A 25,973-nucleotide genomic window follows, 5' to 3' on the forward strand; every position below is an offset into this window, starting at 1 on the left:
ATGATGCATTCGATTCGAGTCCTCATTATTGGGGGAATCACGGTGTTGTCCGCCACTGCGGTTGCCCTGCTGGCCGGCGAGTCTCCTCGATTCAATCGGGATATCAGGCCGATTTTGGCGGACGCTTGTTATGCCTGCCACGGTCCTGATGGCAACACGCGCAAGGCTGATTTGAGGCTTGACCATGCCGAGGGGGCGGCTCGGATCAAGGAAGGAAGGCAAGCGATCGTGCCGGGGAATCCGCAAGCGAGCGAATTGCTGAGGCGGCTTCGCACTGAGGATCCGGACGATGCCATGCCCCCGGTGAAGACGGGGAAGAAGCTGACGGCGGCGCAAATCGACCTGATCGAGCAATGGATCAAAGCCGGGGCTCGTTACGAGTCCCACTGGTCCTTCGTTCCCGTGGTGCGTCCGGAACTCCCCGGTCCCGCGCCAAGCTCCGGAAATCCCATTGATCATTTTATCGAGGACAAGTTGCGGCGTGAAGGGTTGGGGCTTTCCCCGGAAGCGGATCGCCGGACCTTGATTCGGCGGCTGAGTTTTGATTTGACGGGACTGCCGCCGAGTGCGGAGGAGGTGGACCGATTCGTCCGGTCGCGGGACGCGCGGGCATATGAGAGGCTGGTGGGGCGGTTCCTGGCCTCGCCTCATTATGGTGAGCGCATGGCGATGCCCTGGTTGGATTTGGTTCGTTATGCGGACACCATCGGCTATCACGGTGACGTGCCCTATTCCGTGTGGCCCTACCGGGACTATGTGATCCGCGCGTTCAACGACAATGTGTCCTTCGATCGATTTACCCGGGAGCAATTGGCGGGTGATTTGTTGCCGAACACCTCGTTACGGGAGAGGACGGCATCGGCCTACAATCGGCTGCTGAGGATCAGCACGGAGGGGGGAGTGCAGGACAAGGAATTCCTGGCCAAGTACGCCTCGGATCGGGTTCGCACGACATCCACGGTATGGATGGGGCTGACGCTGGCGTGCGCCGAGTGTCACGATCACAAGTTCGACCCATTGACGGCGCGCGATTTTTACCGATTTGCGGCCTTTTTTTCGGATCTCAAGGAGAAGGGATTTTACGACAAGGGTTTTTCGGAGAACGATTGGGGGAGCTATGTGAGGCTGGCGACTCCGGATCAGAAGGCGGCTTTGGGGAGGCTTGAGCAGGAGATGGCGTTGGTGCGGTCCGAGTTGGATGGAGTGACCGACGCCGCTTTGGAAAAGGAGCGGCAGGTTTGGGAACAGCAGGTGCTGGCGCTCGACCGGCTCGGGCTGTTGGCCTGGACGACGCAGGCGCCGTTGACGGCCCGGTCCTTGCACGGCGCGATGCTGACGATTGGCACCAATCAGTCGGTCACGGCGGGCGGAGAGGCGCCGGATCGGGATGTCTATGAAGTGACCTTTCGTCCGGGGCCGGGGATTTGGCACGCGCTCCGGCTGGAAACACTCGTGGACGAGATGTTTCCGGGCAATCGCATTGCGCGGGGCGGCATCACGTACGCGGTGACTGATTTTTCGTTGGAGATCCTGGGTGAGCAGGGCGGGCCGCGTGAGCGTGTGGAATTCATCCATGTTTCGGCGGATGCTCAAGGCGAAGGCCATCCCGCCCTGGCGATGATTGACGATGATCGTGCGTCCGGCTGGGCCATTACGGCGGGCCATTCTCGGGAGCATCAAGCGGCATTCAGATTCTCTCGTCCCTTGGTGACGGGGCCTGAGACGACTTTGCGCGTTCGCATCGCCCAGGAATCTGATTGGCGGCGGGCGACCATCGGTCGATTTCGATTGGGTTTATCCAATCTGCCGCGGCCTGGGCACGAGAAATCGACGATTCCTGAGGAAGTGTTGAAGGTGATCAAGACGGAGCCCAAGGAGAGAAAGGAGGATCAAGTTCAAAGTCTGGCCAGGTATTATCGCAAGGTGGCGCCGGATTTGGAGAAGTGGCATTGGCGTTTGGCGCGACTGCAGGCCGGCCATGGCAGGCTGGCGGCATCGATTCCGGCGACGTTAGTCAGCGAGGCGGTGGCGCGACCGCGGGACACACGCATTTTGCCTCGCGGCAATTGGATGGACGACTCGGGGGAGAAGGTGAGCCCTGGACTGCCCGAGTTTTTAGGGTTTTCCCAAGCGGAGGGACGATCCTTGTCGAGGGTTCAGTTGGCGGAGTGGCTGACGTCCAGGGAGAATCCTTTGACTTCGCGGGCGTTTGTGAATCGGGTTTGGCGCCAGTTTTTTGGCGCGGGTCTGACCCGGACGCCGGAGGACTTGGGGACGCAGGGCGATTGGCCGAGTCATCCTGAGTTGCTGGACTGGCTGGCGGCGGAATTCATGGAGCCGTCCGCCGTGACTTTGGGCGGGGTGGGGAAGGAGAAGCCGCGTGCGTGGGACGTGAAGCATCTGGTGCGGCTGATTGTGACGTCGCGAACCTACCGTCAATCGGCGGCGCCGAGGCCTGAAGCGGCGGAGCGGGATCCGGAGAATCGCTGGCTGGCCCGGCAGAACCGGTTTCGATTGGAGGCGGAGCTGATCCGTGACAACGCGCTGGCCATTTCGGGATTGCTGGAGCCTGAGATTGGCGGGGCGAGTGTGTTTCCGTATCAACCCGAGGGTTACTATTCCGCGCTGAACTTTCCGAAGAGGGAGTATGTGCATAGCCGGCGGGAAGCGCTTTACCGGCGCGGGATGTACACCCACTGGCAGAGGACTTTCCTGCATCCTGCGCTGATGGCCTTTGACGCGCCTTCCCGCGAGGAATGCACGGCGGCGCGGACGATCTCCAACACTCCATTGCAAGCGCTGGTGTTATTGAACGAGCCGGCTCAAGTCGAGGCGGCGCGGTCGTTCGCGGAGCGAATGTTGGGTCGTGGCGGGTCGCAGGAGGCCAAGCTGGGTTGGGGATGGCAATGTGCGACCGGGCGGCCTCCGACGGCTCGCGAGTTGAAAGTGCTGCAGGCGTTGCTGGAATCGGAGCGCCAGCGTTTTGCCGTGGATGAAGCTTCGGCGGCGATTTTGGTCAGCGTAGGTGACAGCGAGGTGCATTCGAGGAAGCCGGCGGGTGAACTGGCCTCGTGGACCACGGTGGCGCGGGCGATGTTGAATTTGCACGAGACCGTTACCAGGCCGTGATGCGCGGTTTTGGCAGATCCCTCAGACCTCAGCGATGAGAGGGCCGGATACTCTGAGGCTAAGACTCCGAGAACACTGCCGAGGCATTGGGTCAGCGCGCCCGAGCCCTTGGGACTCGCCCGCATCCCGAAGCTGTCTGTCGTGTGGCGCAGGCTGCCCAGCCTGACGTATCGCCGACTGCCAGTCGGCCCGGTGGGTGAAGAACGAGGCCCTTCCATGCTCTCCACGCGCCCAGCCCGGATCATTCATACTGAGCTTGAATCCGCGACAGTTTGCCGCGTGAGGGCACGCGGCCTACCATCGCGACTGCCTCTGTGTTTGTAGGCCCGGTTTTCTCACCGGGCGTCCCGTGCATGAAATAGGCGAGCTAGTTCCCTCCGTCGCCCAGCAGGCTGGGCAGCCTGCGCCACAGCAGACAGGGCTGTCTGCGTTACCAACACAACTCGGTCACCGACAGCATGCGGATGCACCGTTGGGACTCACCCGCTCGTTTACGAACGGGCCTTGGCGATGTGGTTGTGTGAGGACTGCGGATTGCTTCCGCGCGTGTCTTTTTCCAGCAGTTTTCGTTTTTCGTCGGAGGAGAATCTCCGCGCACCGGGAGGCTCATCTACATCCGCGAACCTCCGTGCCTACGCCATCAGCTTGGGCAGGAGATCGCCGTGGACGTCGGTGAGGCGGAAGTCGCGGCCTTGGAAGCGGAAGGTGAGACGTTCGTGGTCGATGCCGAGGAGGTGGAGCAGGGTGGCGTGGAGGTCGTGGACATGCGCGCGATCCTGAACGGCGTGGAACCCGAGTTCGTCCGTTTCGCCGACGACTGCGCCCGCCTTCATCCCGCCGCCGGCGAACCACATGGTGAACGCTTCGATGTGATGGTTGCGTCCGGTGCGTTCGCGCACTTCCCCCATGGGGGTGCGTCCGAATTCGCCTCCCCAAATGACGAGAGTATCATCAAGCATGCCCCGGGCGTGGAGGTCGCGGATCAGCGCGGCGCAGGGTTGGTCCACCTCATGAGCCACTTTGACGAGGTCTTCCTCAAGGGTTTGGCCGGGGGCGCCGTGGCTGTCCCAATCCGCGTGGTAGAGCTGGATGAAGCGCACACCGCGTTCGGCGAGGCGGCGGGCCAGTAGGCAGTTCCGCGCGAAGGAGGGGCGGTCGCGATCCACGCCGTAGAGTTGGAGCGTGGCTGGGGATTCGCCCTGCAAATCGGCGAATTCCGGGGCGCTCGTTTGCATGCGGAAGGCGAGTTCGTAATTGGCGATCCGGGTGGCGATTTCGGGGTCGCCGGTTTCGATCATGCGAGCCAGATTGAGTTCGCGCAGGGTATCGAGGGCGCGGCGCTGGCCGGCGGATGCAAGGTCCTCCGGAGCACTGAGGTGAAGGATCGGGTCACCTGTGCTGCGCAGAGGCACGCCCTGATGGATGGATGGAAGGAAGCCGTGCGTCCAGTTGGCGGGTCCTCCTCGAGGGCCACGCGGGCCGCTTTGCAAGACGACGAATCCGGGCAGGTCCTGGCTTTCGCTGCCGAGACCGTAACTGACCCAGGCGCCGAGGCTGGGGCGTCCGAACTGACCGGACCCGGCGTTCATGAACAGCTTGGCGGGAGCATGGTTGAAGAGGTCCGTGGCGCAGGAGCGGACGAAAGTGAGGTGGCGGGCGACGCCGGCGATTTGCGGGAGCAGGTCGCTGATCCAAAGTCCGTCGATGGAAGTGGGCTGAAAGATTCGGCGTGAGCCCAGGAGCGTGCTGCGTTGTTTGAAGGAGGTGTCCATGAAGGCGAACCGTTTGCCTTCGAGGTAGGAATCGGGAATGGGTTTGCCGTGGAGGCTGTTGAGCCTGGGTTTATAGTCGAAGAGTTCGAGTTGCGAAGGTCCTCCGGCCATGAAGAGGTAGATCACGCGTTTGGCCCGCGGGATGTGATGAAGGCCGCGCGTCGCTGAGCCCGCAGCGGCGAAGGTTTTGTCGTCGATCAGGGAAGCGAGCGCGAGGCCGCCCAGGCCCATGGCGCTGCGGTGGAGGAAATGCCGGCGGGTGGCGGCAGCGGGTGAAGCGGGCATCTTCATTCGCGGGTGATGGTTTCGTCGAGATTCAGCAAGACCCGGCACAGTTGAGTCCATGCACGCGCTTCGACGACGTCCGGGATGTCCGGATCGCGGGGCGATGTTGGGACGGTGGAAGGCTGGCCGGAAGCGGTGGAGACCTTGAGCGAGTCTTGTCGTTCGCGGGAGACGAGGCGGAGGAGAGCGGCCAGTTCAGCGGGGGCAGGTGGACGAGCGGTGACGAGTTTGAAAGCTCGTTGAATGCGGTGTCGGTCGGCTTCATGAGGCTGCTCTCGCCAGAGCCTGGAGGCGAAGGCGCGGGCCATTTCCACGAAAGCCGGGTCATTGAGAAGGGTGAGTGCTTGCAGCGGGGTATTGCTGCGCAATCGGCGCGTGCAGGGCTGGTAGCTGTCCGCGGCGTCGAAGACGGTCAAGGCTGGATGGAGCATGGTTCGCTGGATATGGGTGTAGAGCGAGCGCCGGTAGCGGTTCGAACCTTCGCTGGTTTTCCAGGGGCGGTCGTGTTGGGTGAAGACGCCCAGTCCTGAGGGAAGCGGAGGGAACACGGGTGGTCCGCCCAATTTCCGGGCCAGCCGGCCACTGGCTTGGAGTTGGACGTCTCGAATGGATTCAGCGTCCAGCCGCAAGCGGGATTGCCGGGCCAGCCAGCGATTGGCGGGGTCGAGTTGGAGCGAGGTTCCGCGGGCCGAGGAGTCCTGGCGGTAAGTGGCGCTGGTGACAATGAGGCGGTGAAGTTGTTTCAAGCTCCATCCGGATGCCATGAATTCGACGGCGAGGGTATCCAGCAATTCGGGATGGCTGGGCGGGGTGCTTTGCAGGCCGAAGTCATTTTCAGTTTCGACCAAGCCGCGTCCGAAATACTGAAGCCATACTTTGTTGGCGATGACGCGGGCGGTCAGGGGATTGTTGGTGGAGACGATCCAGCGGGCGAGGTCCAGCCGGGTTGGGCGGGGTGTGCTGATGGATTCGCGGAACAGGACCGGCACGCCGGGTTCGACAGGATCGCCGGGCCGGGTGAAATCACCTTTGATGAGCAAGCGGGTCGTGCGTGGTTCCGGTCTTTCTTTCATGACCAGCGAACGGGGCACGGGAGGAATGGCGGCCTTGATTTGATCCACTTCGCGCTTGCGGCGAAGATAATCGGGATCCTGGTCGCGGAACGTACGCCACACGAGGGCGGTTTGGTCGGGTCCGCGGGCGGGGGGAGGGATGCGCAGGAGATCGCGGACGAGCGGGGTGATGTTGGTGGACGTGCGATGGACTGCGAGTGACTCCCAATCGGGCTGGCGCGGCTTGAGTTCGCGGTCGGCCCAGTTCTCGAGTTCTTTGGTGCGATCCTTCCAAGCTTGGCGTTGGGCGGAGACTTTGGCCAGGAGGTTGGTCTCGCCGAGTTCGAGGTGATGTTCCGCCTCCAGGTCGGGATTCCCGTGGCCGTCATTTTCGTTTGAATTGAAGAAGCCGAGGAAACGGTAGTACTCGCGCTGGGTGAGCGGGTCGAATTTGTGATCGTGACATTGGGCGCAAGCCAGGGTGAGGCCGAGCCAGACGGTGGCGGTGGTGTTGACGCGATCGACGACGCTTTCCACGCGGAATTGTTCGGCATCGATTCCACCCTCGTGGTTGACCTGGGTGTTGCGGTGGAACCCGGTGGCGATCCAGGGTTCGACGCGTTCAGGTCGTCCCTCGTGAACCCGGTTGGGCAGGAGGTCACCGGCGAGTTGCCAGATCGTGAACTGGTCGAAGGGCATGTCTTGGTTGAGGGCGCTGACGACCCAGTCGCGAAAGGGCCAGATGTCCCGAGGCGAATCGATGCTGTAGCCGTTGCTATCGGCGTAGCGCGCCTGGTCGAGCCACCAGCGGCCCCAGCGTTCGCCGTAGTGCGGTGAGTGGAGCAGCCTTTCCATTTGACGTTCGTACGCGCCGGGGCGGGTATCCTGGACGAATTGCTCGACCTCTTCGGGAGTTGGCGAGAGACCGGTGAGGTCGAGGCTGAGGCGGCGAAGGAGGGTGGCGCGGGGCGCTTCGGGGGAGGGCGAGAGATTCTCGTGCCTGATTCGGGCCTGCACCCAGGCATCGACGGGATGCGAAGGGAGTGGAAAGGAGGCAGCCTGGCGAGGGACGGGCGGGCGGGCGGGTTTTTCGAAAGCCCAGTGGGGGTTGGAACGGGCTGTTTCGGCCGCCCGGCATCCGGCGAGGATGAGGATCCAGGCGGCAAGTTGGGTGAGAACGACCTTCACCCGTTCGCGATGGCAATGAGTGGAGGTTGTCATGGGAGCCGACCGCAAACACTCGCACAAACGAGCTTTGGGGGCTAGCGCGATTACGGGGTCAAGAATTCGAGTGCGGCGCGGGTACGGGCTCGTTCGATGGCGCGAATTTGCCGGTCTGAGGGTGCGCGCCAGAGGCGCAACGTGCGGTCTTCACCGGAGCTCATGAGCGCGTTGCCGTCGGGAGAAAAGGCGACTGTGTTGACCGAACTGCGATGGCCGGGCAGTGGGAACATCTCCTGGGTCGTGCGTGTGTCCCAGAGCCACACGGACGGACCGGCTCCGGCGGCGAGGGTTTTCATATCGGGGGAGACCGCCAGCGTGACTTGGCCGGCGTGGAAGGAGTTGAGCAGGCGTTGACCGGGCAAGGACCAAAGTTGCACGCGCCCATCGAGGAAGAGGATGGCGACGGTCTGGCTGTCCGGAAAAAAGTAACCTGCGGAAGGCATGACTTGGCGGCTGGTGAGTGTGCCGGCGTCGGTGCCGGTGTCGAGGTTCCGCACGCGCAAAAGCCTGTCGGTGCCCGCGTAAATCAGGCGGCGGGCGTCGGGGGAGATGGCGACGAATTCGACTCGTTCCGTGCCGGTTGAGATGGGGGGGAGCTCCCGCTGGGTGGCTAATTCCCAGCGGCGGATGCCGCGTTCGCCGCCGGCGGCGAGAACGGGATTCTCCTTGGCCACGGACCAGGAGAGCAGGTTGTCGGACTCCCGCGTCAGCGTGGCGACCTTGGCGTTTCCGCGAAGATTCCAGAGCACGGATCGAGAGGAGCCCGGACCGAAGCCCGTGAGGAGGAGTCTGCCGCGATCGAGCACTTTGGTGCAGTGGCCGACCTCATTTTGGGCGGCCATGATCGTTCCAATCGGGGTGCCACGGGAGGCGTCCCAGAGCCGGATGGTTCCGTCGGACTCGCTGGAAACGAGGGTTTGCCCGTCGGGGGAGAAATCGGCCGAGTAAATCGGCGAAGTCGTTTGCATGATCCGCTGGTTGTCTTCGGTCCAGGTCGTGCCGAGGTCCCAGAGGCGGACCGTCTGGTCGGAGCTGGCGCTGAGCAAATGGCGGCCTTCGGGGGAGAAGGTGATTGAGGTGGCTGGCGAGGCGTGGCCTTTGAGGGTTCGTTCCAGCGTCGAGGTGGGGATATGCCAGACGCGGATTTGAGCGTCCTCTGTTGCAGCCGCCAACCGGCTTCCGTCCTGGGAAAAAGCGAGCAGCGAGGAGGTGCGCGGGCTGGAGAGAGTGGCGGCCATGGTGCCGGTGCGCAAATCGAAGACGAGGATGGGGCCATCGGCGGTGGCGGCGGCGTAGCGGGTTCCATCACGGGAGAAGGTTCCCGAGGTGAACAGGCCTGAGAGCCGCAGTTTGAGAAGATTCTGATTGCGCCAATCGACGATTTCGAGTGCACGGTCGGCTGGGCGGACCAGGGCGAACTGGTAGGCGGTGGAGTCGATGCCGGCGACAATTTCGAGCGGGTTGAGCCGGCGCGTGAACAGGACGCGCCCGCTTTGGAGATCGACGACGCGTCCGAGCCGGTCGGCTCCGAGCAGTGCCAGCCAGCGCCCTTGGTTGAGAAAGCGGGCTTCGGTGATGTTGACCCCGTAAGCGGCGATGCGGTGGTGCAATTTGCCGGTGGCGGTTTCGAAAACGAGGACCCCTTGGTCTGACTTTGAAGCGACGACCCACGCTCCCCCGGGCGCCAGTTTGAGATCGAGCAAGGTTCCGGGTCCGGCGTCGAGCACGGACGACTGCCGTTGAGTGCCGACGTTGTAAACCCGGAGTCCACGGTCGTCACCGGCGACCGCGATCATTTTTCCATCGGGTCCGAAGGCCACGTCGGAGCGGCTGCCGCCGCCGAGGTCGAGGCTGAGCACTTCGTCTTGCTGGCAGAGCTGCCAGAGGTAGCGCCAGCCGAATCCTCGAAGGTCCTCCGAGCCCTCTCCGGCTTGGTAGAGCTTGAGCAATTCGGCGGCCCGGGCGGTGTTGCCGGCTTCGATGGAACGATGGGCGATGTTGAGATGGGCGGTGTAGAGTTGGCGGCGCTGCTGGCGGGCGGTTTCCCGCGCCTGCCGGTTTTGGGTTTGGGCGTAAGCCAGGAGAGCGCCCAGGATGAAAAGGAGGACAAACGTGGCGGCCGCGGCCCGGAAGACACCGCGCCAGAAAGCCGTCCGCTGCCGCCGCAATTCGGCGTCGGGCATGTTGGCATGGACCCAACTCCTTGAGAACACGCGGCGGTAAATGCGATTGCGAACGCGAAGGTACTCGTCCTCGACTCGAACCAGCCCGGCGAGGCGGAGCGCGTCGGTCGCGTCGTTGGCGCGCGTGAGGGGTGCCTTCAACCGTCCGCGCAGGACCTGGTGGTAACCGTGCAACAGGGCGGCTTTTTCCTGTTCGTTGCGAAGCAGGCGTTCGCGGACGAAGACCAGATTGTCGTCGATCTCACGGGCACGCTGGCTGAGGAAGCGTTCCTCGCAGATTTGGTCCACAAGTTCCTTGGCTGAACGGGCCTCGGCACCGGCGGCGCCGGCGTCAGCCACGGCGCGGCAGAGGCGCTGGGTGAGATAGGGATGTCCGTTGGTCCAGTAGAGGACCCGCTGCAGGCAGTCGGTTCCAGACCAGCCGGCTCCTTCGCCTCCGGAACGACCGAGGCCACGAGCCAGGGGTTGGGCCTCCTCCGGGGTAAAATCGTGCAGTTCGACGCGGCGCCCAATGTTGAACGGCGTCATGCGCGGGTCCCGGACGAGATCGGTCGGGGTGGCGACGCCGAGGAGGCAGAAACAGAGTCGGTTCCAAAGAGGCTCTGTTGCGCGGCGTGAATGGCATTCCCGAATGGCGGCAAAAAACTCGTCTGAATTGAAGGGGAGGCTGCGGACGACGTCGAGTTCGTCGATGAAGAGCACCCATGAGGCGTCCGGGATGGCGAGCAGCGTCCGTTCAAGCGTCCAGAAGAACCGCTGGGCCGGGCCGAGTTTTGTGGTTTGGATCCAGAGGGACTCGATGGGTTCCTCGAGGCAGGACTGCGAGGCGACGCGGGCGAGCAAGCCGTTGTACCATTGTTCGGCGGTTAGGTTTTGGCCGAGGGCGGTGAGGTCAAGAATGATGATGCGTTTGCCGCGTTCGCGAAGTTTGCTGGCGGTGCGGACCATGAGGGAGCTCTTTCCCATCTGGCGCGAGGTGAGGACATAGCAGAATTCTCCTGCATTGAGGGCGGCCAGGAGTTCCTTATCCGCCTGTCGTTCCACATAACTGGGTACTTCCAGGCCGAGGGTGCCTCCCGCGACGTAGAATTGATTTTCCCGCTGCGACATGTGCCGAAACCTTGGAGTTGGTCCGCAGCGGTGTCCAGTGGTGAAACGCCGCCGAAATTTTCTGCGTGCAAGCTCCGGGGGGCGAACCTATAGAGGGGCCGCCAGGTGGCGAGACTCGTTGCCCCGCATGCCTTTTTGATTCCATTGGAATGGGATGGAGCGGGCTTGGAAGGCGAGGGCGAAGGTTTCAGCCGTCTGTGTCCTTTGGCACCTTTACCACTTATGGCTTCGCTTAGACCTTTCGCCGCCTTGCGGCCCCGATCCGAATGGGCGGCACGAATCTGTGAACTTCCCTATGACGTGATGTCCTCGGAGGAGGCGCGCGCGCTTGCGCAGGGTAATCCGCACAGTTTTTTGCGGGTGAGCAAGCCCGAGATCGATCTGCCACCGGGCACGGATCTCTATGCCCCGGCGGTTTATGCCAAAGGCCGTGAGAACTTTGAGCGGATGATGCGGGAGGGCTGGCTGCGGCAGGATGCGGAACCGTCTTTCTACTTTTATCGCCAGATCATGGGAGGGCACGTCCAGACCGGATTGGTCGCGACGGCCAGTTGCGAGGAATACTTGCAGGGCATCGTGAAGAAGCACGAGTTGACACGGGTGGACAAGGAAGATGACCGGGTGCGGCACATTGAGACGCTGGGTTCCCAGACGGGGCCGGTCTTTCTGACCTATCGGGCGACGGAGGAATTGGACCGGCTGGCGACTGCGCTGACCTCGGGAACCCCGGAAGTGGATTTCACCGCGGCGGATGGCGTGCGTCATTCCGCTTGGGTTGTGTCGGACCGCGAGTACATGGGGCGGATAGAGGAAGCTTTCAGGCGAGTTCCGGCGTTGTACATCGCGGACGGGCATCATCGCAGCGCCGCCGCGGCGCGCGTGTATCAGAGCCGGAAAGGTTCAGGGGAGAGCGGCGGGTTCCTGGCCGTGGTGTTCCCGCACACGCAAATGCGAATCTTGCCCTACAACCGTGTTTTGCAGGATTTGAATGGGCACCGTCCGGAGGCGTTGTTGGAGAAACTGGATGCGGTGTTTGTGATTCAGCGCGAAGGCAAGGCGAGCCCGGCCCGACGAAACGAACTTGGGTTGTTCTTGGACGGACGCTGGATCAGCCTGCATTTCCGGCCGAAATACGCGGCCACGACCGATCCGATTGAACGGTTGGACGTGACCCTATTACAGAAGTATGTGCTTGATCCGATCTTGGGCATTCAGGATCCCCGCACGAGCAAGAGGATTCAGTTTGTGGGCGGCATTCGCGGGACGGAAGAGCTCGAGAAGAGGGTTCTGGAGGGTGGTTGTGCCTGCGCGTTTTCGATGTATCCCACGAGCATCGACGATCTGATGGCGATTGCGGATGCCGGGGGCATCATGCCGCCCAAGAGCACATGGTTCGAGCCGAAGCTCCGGGATGCCATGTTTTGTCATATGCTTTGAGTTCGAACGGCTCTTTTGAATTTGATCGAGGGGATTCCCGGCCTGCGTGCGTTGGCGAGCATGGACCTCGAGGCCGATTCCTCGGAGGAGCATGGAAGGTTACGCCTGAACGTGAGCGGACTGGCGGATCGAGCGCAGCGTGAGCAACATGACGAGCGCCGCCAGGGACCATCCTCCGAGCACGCCTGAAGCTGCGGGAACGAAGGGAATATCCCTGGACATCATCCACACCGTGATCAGATTGAAATAGGCGAAGAATCCGAACGAGATGAAATTGAGGTGCTTTCTTTTGCCGGGTATGAAGAGAGCGTAGTTCTCCGTGATCTGCCTTCGCAGGGACACCGGAACCAACCCAATGGTCAGCATGCAGGCTCCATGAGCGCTCAGTAAGGCAAATAGAAGCACCGTGGCCGCCCGCTCCAGTTCACGGCTTGCGGCGATCGCCAGGACCACACTTCCCAACAAGACGCCAAGGCACGGCAAGCATCGACTCCAAAAGGCTCCGCGCCTGTAGGCTTCCCGCAGGGTCAAGAACTCGGGCAGGAACCGGACGGCAAACGAGTCCGGTGGTGTTTTCGCGGAATCGGCTGAAGAGAGAGGCAACGCTCCGAAGGCCATGGGGTTGACCAGTTCCCGTCCAAACCACCGGTTTTGACGCAGCATGAAAAGCTGAATCAGGAATGCCACCGCGGCAAACACGAACAGCGGTCCATAAAAGTTCCATGGACCTCACCACCAGAACGCCGGGGCTCCTTCCGCATTGTCGTAGGTGCGCACTTGGAGCTTTTTCCAGGGGCGCCATTCCGCGTGGCCATCCATGCAAGCGGCGTTGCCGCCGGCGGGGGTTTTCCCGGCCAAGTGGGCGGTGGCGTGACCGCGCCATCCGCCATCGATTTTGGTGAAGCGGATGTTGGTGGCTTCTCGCTTTTCGGTGTTGGAGATGGTGGCGTCCGCGGCGATCGTGCGTTCGCTGGGGCTGGCTTGTTCGAGGACTTCGAATCCGCCGCTCCAAGCGGAATTCTGGCCTCCGCGTTTCTTTTTCACCGCGGTGTCGCTGGATCCGAACACCTGGTTGGTGTCGCGCATGCGCCCGGCGTCTTTGAAAGCCACGGCATATCCAATGACGCGGTAGCCCGCGTCATTGTCACGAGTTTCTTCCGCCACGGTGGACATGGTGAAGCGCCAGAGTTCGTCGTTGTTCTGCTTGGTGAAACCCGGACAATAGAGAATGGCGCGCTTGCCCCCATAGCGCACGAACGCGTTTGCCGCGGTGGCGGGGAGGTCCCACGGCCAGAAACCTCCCGCGCTGGGATACAGCTCTTTGTTATCATCGGCGTACATGCCAATCGCCAGGGCCAATTGCTTCATGTTGCTGGTGCATTTGATTTGCACGGCTTTGGATTTGGCTCGGGACAAGGCGGGCAAAAGCATCCCGGCGAGAATGGCGATGATCGCGATGACGACCAACAGCTCGATGAGCGTGAACGCGGAGGGGGATTGGAGGCGACAAGTGGGCAGCGGGCTTCGAGTGGATTTCATAATGCTAGAAGTCATGACCTTACTTCCGATCTGGTGGTTACTGCATCGGCATCCGAGGAGTGGCGTTCCTGAGTAAGGCAATGACCGCTATGGCGTGTCCAGACTTTTTCCGACTGTGCTTGGGGAGGGACACTTCATCGGCAGTGGGCTTGGTCACGTTCCCGTCCTTTTTCAGCTCGACTGGCTCCTGGTCAAGGGGTTGCTGCTTTGCATGTTCGTTCGACAAACCGAGCCATCCGTTCGGTGGCCGTTTGGATTTGCGTGAGCGAGGTGGCAAAACAGCAGCGCAGGAATCCCTCGCCCGAGGTTCCGAAGGCCCCGCCGGGGACACAAGCAACCTTTTCCTCCTTGAGCAGTCGAACCGCGAAATCGCGGGAACTCAGGCCCGTCGAAGCGATGGAGGGGAAGGCGTAAAAGGAGCCCCGTGGGAGGTGGCAGGTCAATCCCATGTCGTTCAGCGCTTTGACGATGAAATTGCGTCTGATTTTGTACTGTTCACGCATGGCTTCGGTATCGGGTCGGCCTTTCCTGATCGCCTCGGTGGCCGCCTCCTGGCTGATGATACTTGCGCAGAGCATGGAGTATTGGTGGATCTTCATCATGGCTTCGATCAGTTCCACCGGCCCGCATGCGTAGCCGATGCGGAATCCCGTCATCGCGTAGGCTTTCGAAAATCCGTGCAAAAACAGAGTGCGCTCGAGCATGCCGGGGAGCGAGGCGATGCTGGTGTGGCCTCCTTCGAAAGTCAGTTCGGAGTAGATTTCGTCCGTGATGACCAGAAGGTCGTGCTTTCGCACGAGGTCCGCGATCTGGAGCAATTCCGCGCGGGTCATGGTTCCACCCGTGGGATTGGTGGGGAAGTTGAGAACGAGGACCTTGCTGCGCGGCGTGATGGCCCTGGCAATGGCTTCGGCCGTGACCGCGAAGCCGTCCTCGGCCCGGCAAGCCACCGGCACGGCCTTGCCATAGGCGAGCGCGATACTGGGCGAATAACTGACATAGCAGGGTTCGTGGTAAAGGACTTCGTCCCCGGGATTGATCACCGCACGGAGCGCGATATCGAGCGCCTCGCTGACGCCCACGGTGATGAGAATCTGGCTCTTGGGGTCGTACTGGACTTGGAACTCGGCGGCCAGGCTCTCGCTGACGGCCTCTCGCAGTTTGAGCAGTCCGAGATTGGAAGTGTAACTGGTGCGTCCACGCTCGAGCGCGTAGATGGCGGCCTCGCGAATATGCCAAGGCGTCACGAAATCAGGTTCCCCCACCCCGAGCGAGATCACGTCGGGACTCCCCTGGACCAAGTCAAAGAATTCACGGATGCCGGACCGGGGAATGGACCGAACATGATCCGCGATAAAGGAGTGCGAGGATTTCGCCATGGCGGTGACAAGACTGGAAACGGGTTCCGACGAAAAGGAAAAAATGGGCGTGGTCCATAGCCTGGGCTATCCGCGATGTGTCGGGGAGCGCCGTTCACGGGGCTTCCACACGCGCAAACTTACCCGCAGCGACCTCCACCGGTTCCAGGGTTCGCCAAGGGTGCATGTCCTCGCCTTTGTAATCCACTTGCCCCTTGAACTTGGCTTTCCCCTTCGAAGACACACCCTGAGGAGGCCTGAACGGCGCGGTCCGATCCACAACTTGAGGATGTTTGGCCCATTGCCAGAACACGAATTCCCCGATTGCCACCGGACGAAGGGTGGAGTTTGCTGGAGCCATGAAACCCCTCTCTTTCGATGGCGGCGCTCTTGGCCGTGTGGTGTCTGGAAGCCCGGCTTTAACTTGGGCCGGGCGGGTCGCGATGCTGCTGAGTTCGCTGGCCGTCGCGATGGTCCTGGGGGCCGACGCTCCGCCTGCGGGGGCGGTCCGGGCCTTTGTGGATGGGCAGGGGCCGGGCTGGCGATCCTTGGGTGAGGACGATTTTACGGCGGTGAATTGTCATTCGAACACCTGGACTTGGAAGGGTGACGGGGTGGATTGCACGGGCCAGCCCATCGGCGTCATTCGAACCAAAAAGGCGATCGTGAATTTTGAAATGGTGGCGAGGTGGCGTCATTTGAAGGCCGGAGGGAACTCGGGCATTTTTGTGTGGGCGAGCGACGAGTCCATCAAGCGACTGGAGCGCGGCCAAGGCCGGTTGCCCGACGGCATCGAGGTGCAAGTTCTGGACCACGGCTACACGGAGCAATACGAGAAGGCTGCGAAGAAGAAGGCGGACTGGTTCACGACCCACGGGGATGTGTTTCCAACCGGCCCGGCCAGGATGAAGCCGTTTCCGCCGATTTCGCCGGATGGCAGCCGCAGTTTTCCGACCAAGCATTTGAGCAAGGGCGTGGGGGAATGGAATCATTATTACATCCGCTGCATCAACGGGGAGGTGCGGTTGTGGGTCAACGGGGAGGAAGTCTCCGGAGGCACCGAGTGCAAGCCCGCGACCGGCTATCTCTGTTTGGAATCCGAAGGTTCCCCCGTGGAGTTCCGCCAACTGCGGATTCGTGAACTGCCCTGAGGCGGATGTGGTGGTCAAGCAGGCTGCGTCTGCCAAATCCACGGATAAGGGAGTCATTGGCCTACGAGCACACGAACGACACGGATGAAAACAGGCTTTCGGTCGGCTCGATGAGAATGAGGATGATCGACCGTCTGAGTGGAACTCCAGGAGAGAGAGGAATTCTCAGCCAACCCCTCTCCTCTCCCCGCTCCTGCTTCGCAGGGAGAGGAAGAAGTTCTTTGGCGACCGAGATTTCGAATCATCTCCAGGTTTACTGGTTGGAGAGTGTCCTGGTTTCCCCTGGGCCGTTGCGGGCTTGGGGTGAGATATCTTGCTTTTCCTCACGCCAAGGACGCGAAGGACGCAAAGAAGGTGTCGAGAGCATCGCTTGGTGGTGATCCGCCGGAGTGCCGCCAAGAGGGTCGGAAGTTCTTTGGGGACAGAGATCTTGGAGATGATCCAAATCTTGCCCCAACTCCCTCTTCGCTCGCTTTATGAACTTCTGCGATTCCACTGATGGTTTGAACCCGGCTTGAAGCCGTGACCTTCGGAGCGCGCCGTTCACGGCGCCTCAACGTGGACAGCGTGACGACGTGGTTGGGTCGTCCTTCGACCCGCCGTCGCCGCACATTGAAAAATCTGGAGTCTTCCGACCCGTCTGCGCGCTGCGGCTGGTCTCCGACACCGCCGCGCTTCCCAATAAGAAAATGGCTGTTTCTTGCGTGCGTACGGGATGGACCTCCGTCGGCTCCGCCCTGTCCGAGGCAGGAGCGAAGGTCTCGCTCTATTCCACCGAAAGCAGCGAGGAACCTTTTCGATGGATCACCCTGCGGATCCGCCTCAACTTTGGGCAGGCCTTTTGCCGCTCAAGCTTTTGGCCTTTCGACGCTGCGGAATTGCCGTTTCCAGTTTGAAGGACGAACGAGATGCCCAATGGCTTGCGGTGGGATCGTGCGACTGATTTACCGGGATTCGAGGGTTTGGATACGGGCGTGTCGGATTTCGACCCGGCCGCTGCGGCTCAATTCTTGAAATCCGATGCGTCCCCGGCGGGGCCGGTCTTTCAGGGCGGGCGCCGGTTTATTGTCGTGGCGGAGGATCACTTTTGATTCGCGGTTCAAATCCACGCGTTGGACGATTTCCCCATTCAGCTCGACTTTGATGGTGGCGCCCCGGCATTCGATGCGGTAGCGGTTCCATTCCAAAGGTCGAAACAATTGCTTCGTGGGAGCGATCGCGCGGTAAATGCCGCCGGTGAGTTCGGCGGGAATGGTTTTGGCCCAGACCTCGGGCGTGAAGTAACGTGGATCCACCATTTGCACCTCAATGCCGTCGAAGGCGGGATCGCCCGAGGACGGGAAGCGGAGGCCGACACCACTGTTGCCGCGTTCCCCAATTTTCCATTCGAATTCCAGAATGAAATCGCCGTACTCGCGGTCACTGACGAGCCAGGCTCCGCGCGGTTCGATTCCGAGCAGGACACCCTTTTCCACACGCCAGGGTTTGGAGACGTCTTTCGCCGGTTGCCCCACATCAGCCCAGTGACGGGCGGACCAGCCCGGTGGCACTCCCTCTTCTGGAAAGAGGGGAGTCCATCCCGTCTGTTGGGTTGTGCGGCAACTTGACGTGGCGGGGATCAGGGCGGCGAGCAGGAGAGTTTGAAAGGTTCGATGGACGTTGTTCATGGGATGGTGATTCCCTCGAGGCCCGGTGACCGCAAGGGCGGTACGGGCGGACCCGGAAGGAGAGCGGGCTGAGCCTGCCAGTCTATTCCGCTTTTCTCAATCGGAAGTAGCGCGTGGTGGCGCCTTCTCTCCGCGGGACGGGATGGACCAACGCAGGCGCGGGGGCACTTACTTTCCCGAGCTCGGTCCACTCGATGAGGTCGGGGGATTCCTCCACGATGGCGGAAATGCCCGCCTCTTGCCGGATAAAGAGTTGAAGTCCGCCTCCGGAGGTAGCTTCGATGCGATCGAACAAGAGAGGGGACTGTGAAGGTGGATTGACCACCAGGCGAACTTTGGCTTCGCGGCTGTAGATGGTTCCATCCCAGGCTTTGTAGGTGAAGGAGTCCTCACCGATGAACTGGCTTTTGGGAACGTAAGTGAAGTCGATGCTCGTTCCGAAGACGCGTCCATGACGAGGTCCCTTGAGGATGGGGACGATCAAAGGGTCGCCATCTGCGTCGGTGGCTTGCAGCTTGATGCGGAAGGGCCGATCGGGAACGAGGGAGAAGGTTTGATCTTCCGCAACCGGAGTGGCGTTGGGGGCGAGCACTTCGACGAGCACAGTGCCCGGGGCGCTTTCGAATTCTCCATCGCTGACCTTGAACGTGAATCGGTCGGGTCCGACATAATCGGTGTCGGGGGTGAAGATCAGGTCGGGCGGATCGCCCTTGAGTCGACCGTGCTTGGGCTGCTGGAGCAGGGTATAGGTCAGAGGGTTGCCCTCCGGATCGAAGGCATCGAGGATCAGGTTGGTGGCGGTATTGACGCGGGTGGACACCCGCAAATCGAAGGCGCCCGGAGCCGTGTTGATATCCGTGACCGTCAATTTCACCGTGGCGATTTCGCTTTGGGAGAACAGGTCGGAGGCCTGGAATTCGAAGGAATCTTCGCCGAGAAATCCGGTGTCAGGCTGATAAACCCAGTTTGTTCCCTCACCAGTCAATCGGCCGTGCATTACTGTTTTTAGGATGCGAATCGCGGGGAGGTCTCCATCCGCATCCGAGACGTTGAGTTTGATGGCGAGAGATTGATTGATCTTCGTGGTGAGCTTTCGGCTGGAAGCCACGGGTGGATTGTTGGTGTCGAGGACGATGAGGTTGACGGTCGCGGGTTTGCCGGTGCCTTTGGCGTCTTTGGCGACGTAAGTGAAGCGGTCGGTTCCGGAGAAACCTTTCTTGGGGAAGTATTCCGCGACGGTGGGAAAATTGAACAGTTCGCCTTGGGCGGGTCCGTCGAGCACTTCGTAGTCCGGGGTGTCCCCGTCAGCGTCGAAGGCGCGAAAGATGATGTTCGTGGATGTATTGCGGTTCAGGTGGATGGTTTGGGACTCGGCGACGGGCAGGTCGTTGACGGGACGCACCAACACGCTGACGCGCCCGGTGGCCGCGAGACCGGCGGCATCCGCGACGGTATATTCAAAGACATCCTCTCCATGGAAGTTGGCGTTGGGTTGATAGAGGAAGCCCGAGGCCTGGGCCAGCAAGGTGCCGTGCTGCGGCTTCGAAGATTCGACCAGGCGGATGGCGTCGCCATCGGCGTCGAGGTCATTCGCGAGAGGATGGATGGAGGTGGATTGATCTTCGTCCACGATCGACTGGTCGGGGTTGGCTTGGGGAGCATCGTTGAGTGGGCGCACTTCGAAATGGATGGAAGCGAGCACCACACCGCCGCGGCCATCACTGGCGGTATAGAGGGCGGTATCCTGTCCGAAGAAGTTGGTTTTTGGAGTGTACCGATATTTGCCCGGGGCGACGGACTCGATCCGCCCATGCGCCGCGCGGCTGAGGGCGATGACTTCGAGCGGGGCGCCTGAAGGGGCCCGGTCATTCGACGTCGGCGAAAATTCCGCGGCGGCATCCTCATCGAGTTCGATGCGGTCGGGACCCGCGATCGGTGGATCATAGTTTTCGCGGACCGCGAGATGGAAGGTGGTCCGGGCTTGGCTGCCGGCGGGATCGGTGGCGACGAGGGAGACTGAGGATTCTCCAATCCATCCCGAAGTCCGGATTCGAAGTTCGAGTTGGCGGTTGGCGGAGACGGTGGCCAGCACGTCCGGTGACGTTTCCACGCTCCAGCGTATTTGGTCGGGAGTATGATCTCGGTCTTCGACAAAGGAGTCCAAGGGAATCGTGAGAAACGTCCCGCCGGGCCGGATGGTTTGGGAGGGGATGGGCAGGAGGGAGGGAGGGCGATTGCGGTGGGGTGGAACACGATAGAGTCCGTCGTGGCCGGGATTGCCTTGCCACTGTGGCCAGGGAGCGAATTCGGGATCGAATGAAACGTTCAATTCCCACGCGTAAAGGCTGCTGCGCCGTTTCAATTTCGCCGGGGCGGAGCCGAGTCCGTAGAGTGCGTCCTGGATGGAGACGGCGATTAAATCCAGGCGTCCGTTGCCATCGAGATCGGTGGGGATGACTCCTGAGGCTTTGAGGCGGCTTTCTCCGCCCGAGGATTCCATGACCAAGCCGGCAACTTCGGGAGCTCCGTGCAGATCGATAGGGGAGCCGTTGAAGCGCCAAGCCCGAACGGTGGTGAGGAACTCGAGTTCCCCTCCACGAACGGCCCGCGGTGTGGAGCCTGGAGCGACGTGGATGAGATCAGGTTTTTCATCTCCATCCACATCCGCTACGGTCAGGCCGCTCTTGATGGATCCTTCGTTTTCGGTGGAGCGGGGCCAGCCGGGCGCTTCGAATCCATTGGCCTGGAGAAGGTGGATTTTTCGGGACGACCAGCTTGCCGCCGCGATCTCGAGGTTTTTGTCCCCGTCAAAATCCGCCAGCGCGACCGGACCGGCGAAAGATTCGCGAACGAGAACCGGCCAGCCGCTGGCGATTCGCCCGAGGCGGTCCAGGACATAAATGCCGCCGGAGATCTTGGCCCCCGGATCGTGGACGCCGATGACGATTTCGAGATGTCCATCGCGGTCCAGATCCCCGAGCACGGGAGAGGCGATAGCGGCGCCGCCGAGGCGGGTTTTCCAGATGGGACCGGTGGTCTCTGAGAGGTCGAACAGCGCGATTCCGCCGCAGCCATAAGGCACGACGATTTCGAGAAGAGCATCGTCGTCCATGTTTCCGAGGGCCGGGAACGAGCGAGGCCGATCGGCTTCGATTGGGCAGTGGGGGACTTCCCAGGCCGCGGCTTGCGTGCCATCCGCTCGAATCACCACAAGCCAGCTTGGGCCGGCATCGGCTTGGTCCGAGGTTTGTTGGGTCAGCGCGACAAGTTCCATGCGTCCGTCGCCGTCGAGGTCGGCCATGGACTTGGCCGAACGTCCGGCCGGGAGAGGGACGGGCCAGTTGGGAGAAAAGGGTTTGCCGTCGAATCGAAAGGCATGGACCCGCGGCGGAGAGCCGGTTTCCGCCAGAATTTCGGGGCGTCCGTCACCGTCCAGGTCGCCGAGGACGGGAATATCCACCAAGGGTTCTCCGGCGCCCAATTCACGTGTCCATCGAGTTTGTCCCTGATGATCGAGCACGACGAGCTTGGCGGGCCTTCCGTCAAGATTTCCGGGATCGACGAAGATCAACTCCTGGGGGCCGTCCCCATCCAAATCGTGGACGACGAGATGCCGCCATTCCTCGATGGGAAGCTCGTCGGGGATGGGAATGGAAACGGGGAAACCGGGACGCAGGCGATGATCCGCGAATAGCACGGGAAGGGTATCGGTCGCGCCCTCGCGTCCATCCACGGTGGCGGTGATGCGGAGGGCATACGTCTGCGCGGGATCGAGGCCCGAGGTGTTCCAATGCGCCAGGAGGCCGTTGGTCAGGGGCTGAAGTCCCTGGTGGGCCAGCGTGATGCCGCGCGACTCCCATTGGGTGGGGTTGCGCCCGATGCCGTATTCGATCCGATAGACGACGGAGGTCCCGAACGCGTTGCCGAGCACAGGCAAGATTCCACCGAAAGCCAGAACGTCGTTATTCTGGGGCTGGAGCAGCGCCACGTTGCGGATCTCCACTTTAGTGCTTTCGGTGGAGGTTTGACCGTTCTGGTTGCGACCCACGAGACGCAAGCGGTAGGGGCCGTCGCGAAAAGCGCCGGAGTACCACGAGGCGAGCAGCACGTCGTTGGTGACCGGCCGGGAGGCTCCGCCGATCCGGGCCCATTCCGTGGGATTCTCGCCCGAGCCTAGTTCGAGCCAGTACTCCTGAAATTGGGGTCCGTAGGCGTGGCCGCGCAAATCGACCACCCCCGCCAATGTCTCGGGGACTTCGAGACGGAGTTCCGGCAGGGGCGCGGTGATTTGGACGGACTTGAGGGCGTTGATGCGACCGTTGCCGATGGGCCGGTCCGACTGGATCGGGTCGGTGCTATTCTTGAGGATGGTCTCGACTTGCGAGGCGGTGAACTCGGGATGAAGAGAGAGCACCAGGGCGGCGATGCCGGAAACATGAGGTGCCGCCATGGAGGTGCCTCCAAGGATATCGAACCGGTTGTTGGGCGTGGTGGAGAGAATGGAATCTCCGGGCGCGGCGAGATCCACATTGGCGCCTGCCCTGGAGAACGTGGCGCGGGCATCTTTTCGGTCCGTCGCGCCGATGGCGAGGACTTCGGGCATGGAGGCCGGGTAGAACGGCGTTTCCGTTCCCTCATTTCCCGCGGCGGCAATGAAGACGACTCCGTGTTGCCGGGCATGGCGGACGGCGTCCTCGAGAGCTCGGGAGCGGGTGGGCAATCCCCAACTGGCATTGATGATGTGGGCGCGGTTGGCGGTGGCGTAATGGATGCCTTGGATCACCTGGGCGAGAGTGCCTCCGCCGGATTCGTCGAAGGTTTTCACCGCCATCAGGGAAACTTTCCAACAAACTCCTGCGATGCCGATGCCGTTGTCGCCTACCGCGCCGGCGATTCCCGCCACGTGGGTGCCGTGAATTCCGTCGTCCAGCGGATCGCCATCGTCCGTCACGAAGTCGTAGCCATGGACATCATCGATCCAGCCGTTAAGGTCGTCATCGATGCCGTTGCCGGGGATTTCCTTTTCATTGCGCCAGATATTGGCGGACAAGTCGGGGTGGAGGTAATCGATGCCGGTGTCGATGATGGCGAGACGGACCGTGCGGGAGCCGGTGGTGAGGCCCCAGGCCGCTTGCGCGTGGATATCGGCGCCGATTTTCCCCGATTCCTGGCCGGTGTTTTGCAAGCTCCACTGATGTGTGAACTCGAAGTCGCCGGGAATAGTCGGGCTCGCGGGATTGGCCGGGGGAGGATTGATGTCGGTGAGCAGGCGGGGGACGCGGGGCGCGAGCGGGGCGATCGAGACTCGGTAATTCGGTTCGACCACAGCCACACGCGGATCGTGGTGGAGCCGCTGGAGGAAACCTTGCGACCGTTGGAGGTCCGTCAATTGAACCCGGAGCCAAGAATCGAGACCGTCCTCTTGATCGGGATTGGTTTGGCGCTCAAAGCCAGCCGTCTTGGCCGGGACCAGTGGAGCCCAGTCCAGGCCGAGCTCATCGAGCCAGACCTGAGCGGAGCGAGCGCGTGTGTTGTGCCTCAGTTTGATGAGGTAACTGCCAGGGAGAGAATCCGGCCGGGGAAAATCGGGGCTCGGTCGATCGATGACGGTTTGGGTTTCAGGCGCGTGGGGTGCCGCTGCCTGAATCACGGGGCTGGATGCGGCCTTGGGCGATTGGGCGATCGACGGGGTGAACGTGCTGAGGAAGCCTCCGCAGATCAGGAGAGACGCGGCGAATCCGGCCCGGGTTCGTGAGACGAAGGTGGCGCGTGGAGGGAGCTGCCTGGGGTTGCGGGCGGCCCGCCGGTATGGCAATTGGGGGCCGCGTAGATCATCCATGCGGCATGAATTTTCGCCTGAACCTTTGAAAAAGACAACTTGTGCCCTGCAAATGACACCTGGGAACTCTCGCTTCCATCTCGCGCCACCCTCCGGGAGGTTCTGCAAAAGCTCCTCAGCCTTTCCGGAATGCATGGCCTTGTCACCGCACGCCCGGCTCTGGCGGACTTCAGAGCCAATAAAGACCTTGAGGGAGAGGAAGCGCTGGAGCTGACGGACGGTTACACTTCGTGGGTGGGTGGATACGGATCCTCCTCATCCAACCCAGCGGCTTGGTTACCGCGCTTTCAGTTCACTCATCCGTTCCATCACCCACAAATAATCCGTCCGCGGATCCGCCGGAAAATCACCTTTGACGGCACCACGAACCGCGGGGCGGGCGGTTCCGTTGGCACCGGTGATCATCCATCGATGGGTCTCCGCGTGGCCGTCCGCGAAGGAGAGGTTGGCGGATCCGTTGTGAAATGAGGCCGGCAGGTTCGACCACTCGTAGCGTCCGAGGCGGATCATGAAGAAGCCATCGTTGATCGTGTCGGGATGTTCATCGAGAAAGAGGAAAACGGAGCTGGGTCGGGAGAAGTCGCTCGAGCGCATGAACTGCCGAAAGTCCCGGTTGTACTTGTCCAGCAGTGTGCCAGGATTGCCGACCATACAGTTGAGAGAATAACTCCGAAGCCGCTCTCCATTGTCGGCCCGCAGCCGGTCGGCTGGACATTTGAAGGAGCGGGTTGATTTACCGATCGGAGCTCCGAGCAGGGCTTCGGTGAGGAGGAGCGCGTTGGTGTTGTCGGGTTCCGGACCCCACGCCAGCACTTGATTGGCCCACGTGTTCCGTTCCGCACGCGTCTGATCGACGCCGTGGTTGTTGACGCAACGGTCCTCGTTCGAATCCGCGTATACCGTCCACGCCAGCGTCAGTTGCCGCGTGTTGTTGAGACACGTCATGGCGCTGGCCTTGGCCTTCGCGCGACCCAGCGCGGGCAGAATCAGGGCGGCGAGCAAAGCGATGATCCCAATGACCACAAGCAACTCGATCATGGAGAAACCCGATTCCGGGCGAGGCCCATCCCATCGCTTGGGATTCCACCGAGACATGAGCCCATTGGAGCCATGGCCCCAAGCAGAGTCGAGACCAAATCCAGTCGTTCCGATTCTGGGGAGCGCGACTGGGCCGTCCTTCGACCCGCCGCCGCACATTGAACAATCTGGAGTCTTCCGACCTGTCCGAGCGCTGCGGCTGGTCTTCGACACAGACGCGCTCCCGAGAATGAGAACGACTGCTCAATCCATTCCCTCGATTACGGCGAAGGAGCCCTGCGTGCGACTTACTTTCCAGGCCAGAAATCCATGACGAAGACGTCCTCGAGCACGGGGCCGAGTTTGGCTCCGAACTCTTTGTGGGCGGCGTGGATCAGGTAATCGTCGCGATCTTTGTCGGAAGCGAAGGTGAGGATGAAGGTGTGGGTAAAGCCTTTGTCGTGTTTTTCAGGGCTGACATTGGTGCCCCACTTGAATCCGTCGATTTGGGAGATTTGCTTTTTGAGACCTTTGAAGTCCTTGACGACCTGGTCGATCTGCTCGGGCGTGGCCGATTTCTTGAATTTGAAGCTGACCACGTGCTGGAGCTTTCCGGGTTTGCTGCTGCCCTTCTTCTTTTCGGCGTCCGCGGCGAGCAGGGATAGGCTCATGCCGGTGGCGAGGAGGAGAAACAAAGCGCGCTGGAGGAAGGTTCTCATGAGGGCGCGAGGCTGGCGCGGAACCTGGTTTTGGGCAATCGGAAATGTAAGGCGACCCCGTTGTGCAAAACCTCGCTTTGGCGGAGAAAAGCGTCGTGTCGAAATCTCGCTTCCATCGCCCGCCGAGGCCGGAAAATCAGACTGGAAGATCCTACGCCGCTGGCATGCTCCACCACCACGGATCAGGGACAGAACACCCGAGGGGAGACTGCGAATGACGCGGATTCCAGAGATGGACTTGGGATTTCACGCACGTGTGTCGGCTCATACGAAAGACTTGGCCTGCCGCGTTCTTTTCCCCACTTTGCCACTTCCCCGTGCGCCGAAAGTGAGTAATTCTCGAAAACACTCGTGAAAGTCACAGTCTGACACCTCTTGTCACTTTGGGTCCAAAAAGGGAATTTGGCGGAGAGGGGGGGATTCGAACCCCCGATACGGTTTAACCCGTATAACGACTAATAGGAATTTGCTTTTTCATGGCGGCAACTGAG

At 61.5% G+C, this 25,973-nt stretch carries 14 protein-coding genes; 3 read left to right on the forward strand and 11 right to left on the reverse strand.

What is annotated here, in order from left to right; all coding sequences use genetic code 11:
- Positions 1-3,129: DUF1553 domain-containing protein (locus tag FJ404_14540; GenBank protein MBM3824080.1), on the forward strand; the 3,129-nt coding region annotated here is incomplete at its 5' end.
- A 632-nt stretch (positions 3,130-3,761) separates the two neighbouring features.
- Here FJ404_14540 and FJ404_14545 read toward each other — a convergent pair.
- Genes FJ404_14545 through FJ404_14555 form a run of 3 tightly spaced genes read right to left on the reverse strand, consistent with a single transcriptional unit; the run spans position 3,762 to position 10,755 of the window.
- Positions 3,762-5,192, reverse strand: coding sequence for a DUF1501 domain-containing protein (locus tag FJ404_14545; protein ID MBM3824081.1), 1,431 nt, complete (start codon positions 5,190-5,192; stop codon positions 3,762-3,764).
- Complete coding sequence (locus FJ404_14550; protein MBM3824082.1) at positions 5,189-7,459, reverse strand: DUF1553 domain-containing protein; 2,271 nt, start codon at positions 7,457-7,459, stop codon at positions 5,189-5,191. The genes FJ404_14545 and FJ404_14550 overlap by 4 nt, the downstream gene beginning before the upstream one ends.
- A 50-nt stretch (positions 7,460-7,509) precedes the next feature.
- On the reverse strand, positions 7,510-10,755 hold the full coding sequence (locus FJ404_14555; GenBank protein MBM3824083.1) for a hypothetical protein: 3,246 nt from the start codon (positions 10,753-10,755) through the stop codon (positions 7,510-7,512).
- A gap of 222 nt (positions 10,756-10,977) precedes the next feature.
- On the opposite strand from FJ404_14555, the gene FJ404_14560 reads away from it, so the two are divergent.
- Positions 10,978-12,192 carry a DUF1015 domain-containing protein gene (locus FJ404_14560; protein MBM3824084.1) on the forward strand — a complete coding sequence of 405 codons (1,215 nt, stop codon included), beginning with the start codon at positions 10,978-10,980 and terminating at the stop codon, positions 12,190-12,192.
- Between the two features lie 99 nt (positions 12,193-12,291).
- On the opposite strand, the gene FJ404_14565 is transcribed toward FJ404_14560, so the two are convergent.
- From FJ404_14565 to FJ404_14580, 4 genes are all read right to left on the reverse strand, one after another.
- On the reverse strand, positions 12,292-12,891 hold the full coding sequence (locus FJ404_14565) for a hypothetical protein (GenBank protein MBM3824085.1): 600 nt from the start codon (positions 12,889-12,891) through the stop codon (positions 12,292-12,294).
- 30 nt (positions 12,892-12,921) lie between these two features.
- Positions 12,922-13,731 carry a type II secretion system protein gene (locus FJ404_14570; protein ID MBM3824086.1) on the reverse strand — a complete coding sequence of 270 codons (810 nt, stop codon included), beginning with the start codon at positions 13,729-13,731 and terminating at the stop codon, positions 12,922-12,924.
- 191 nt (positions 13,732-13,922) lie between these two features.
- Positions 13,923-15,110, reverse strand: a complete 1,188-nt coding sequence (locus FJ404_14575) for an aminotransferase class I/II-fold pyridoxal phosphate-dependent enzyme (protein ID MBM3824087.1) — start codon at positions 15,108-15,110, stop codon at positions 13,923-13,925.
- Positions 15,111-15,204: 94 nt separating this feature from the next.
- Positions 15,205-15,420 carry a hypothetical protein gene (locus FJ404_14580; protein ID MBM3824088.1) on the reverse strand — a complete coding sequence of 72 codons (216 nt, stop codon included), beginning with the start codon at positions 15,418-15,420 and terminating at the stop codon, positions 15,205-15,207.
- A gap of 28 nt (positions 15,421-15,448) precedes the next feature.
- On the opposite strand from FJ404_14580, the gene FJ404_14585 reads away from it, so the two are divergent.
- The gene (locus FJ404_14585; protein ID MBM3824089.1) at positions 15,449-16,240 is read left to right on the forward strand and encodes a DUF1080 domain-containing protein; all 792 of its coding nucleotides are present in this window, start codon (positions 15,449-15,451) and stop codon (positions 16,238-16,240) included.
- 944 nt (positions 16,241-17,184) lie between these two features.
- Here FJ404_14585 and FJ404_14590 read toward each other — a convergent pair.
- From FJ404_14590 to FJ404_14605, 4 genes are all read right to left on the reverse strand, one after another.
- A complete protein-coding gene (locus tag FJ404_14590; GenBank protein ID MBM3824090.1) occupies positions 17,185-17,907 on the reverse strand; it encodes a DUF1080 domain-containing protein in 723 nt (240 codons plus the stop codon).
- A gap of 82 nt (positions 17,908-17,989) precedes the next feature.
- Positions 17,990-23,881, reverse strand: a complete 5,892-nt coding sequence (locus tag FJ404_14595; protein ID MBM3824091.1) for a tandem-95 repeat protein — start codon at positions 23,879-23,881, stop codon at positions 17,990-17,992.
- Positions 23,882-24,022: 141 nt separating this feature from the next.
- Positions 24,023-24,841: a prepilin-type N-terminal cleavage/methylation domain-containing protein gene (locus FJ404_14600; GenBank protein MBM3824092.1), complete on the reverse strand. Its 819-nt coding sequence runs from the start codon at positions 24,839-24,841 to the stop codon at positions 24,023-24,025.
- 230 nt (positions 24,842-25,071) lie between these two features.
- Positions 25,072-25,482, reverse strand: coding sequence for a Dabb family protein (locus FJ404_14605; protein ID MBM3824093.1), 411 nt, complete (start codon positions 25,480-25,482; stop codon positions 25,072-25,074).
- Positions 25,483-25,973 lie beyond the last annotated feature (491 nt).

The sequence above is a fragment of the Verrucomicrobiota bacterium genome, from assembly GCA_016871495.1.
In the GTDB taxonomy this organism is placed as follows: domain Bacteria; phylum Verrucomicrobiota; class Verrucomicrobiia; order Limisphaerales; family VHDF01; genus VHDF01.

Bases quoted from the DNA above. Each gene is read 5' to 3' on its own strand.
- FJ404_14570 (MBM3824086.1), bottom strand. From the start codon at position 13,731: ATGAAATCCACTCGAAGCCCGCTGCCCACTTGTCGCCTCCAATCCCCC.
- FJ404_14590 (MBM3824090.1), bottom strand. From the start codon at position 17,907: ATGAACAACGTCCATCGAACCTTTCAAACTCTCCTGCTCGCCGCCCTG.
- FJ404_14605 (MBM3824093.1), bottom strand. From the start codon at position 25,482: ATGAGAACCTTCCTCCAGCGCGCTTTGTTTCTCCTCCTCGCCACCGGC.
- FJ404_14600 (MBM3824092.1), bottom strand. From the start codon at position 24,841: ATGTCTCGGTGGAATCCCAAGCGATGGGATGGGCCTCGCCCGGAATCG.
- FJ404_14555 (MBM3824083.1), bottom strand. From the start codon at position 10,755: ATGTCGCAGCGGGAAAATCAATTCTACGTCGCGGGAGGCACCCTCGGC.
- FJ404_14550 (MBM3824082.1), bottom strand. From the start codon at position 7,459: ATGACAACCTCCACTCATTGCCATCGCGAACGGGTGAAGGTCGTTCTC.
- FJ404_14595 (MBM3824091.1), bottom strand. From the start codon at position 23,881: ATGCATTCCGGAAAGGCTGAGGAGCTTTTGCAGAACCTCCCGGAGGGT.
- FJ404_14545 (MBM3824081.1), bottom strand. From the start codon at position 5,192: ATGAAGATGCCCGCTTCACCCGCTGCCGCCACCCGCCGGCATTTCCTC.
- FJ404_14585 (MBM3824089.1), top strand. From the start codon at position 15,449: ATGAAACCCCTCTCTTTCGATGGCGGCGCTCTTGGCCGTGTGGTGTCT.
- FJ404_14575 (MBM3824087.1), bottom strand. From the start codon at position 15,110: ATGGCGAAATCCTCGCACTCCTTTATCGCGGATCATGTTCGGTCCATT.
- FJ404_14560 (MBM3824084.1), top strand. From the start codon at position 10,978: ATGGCTTCGCTTAGACCTTTCGCCGCCTTGCGGCCCCGATCCGAATGG.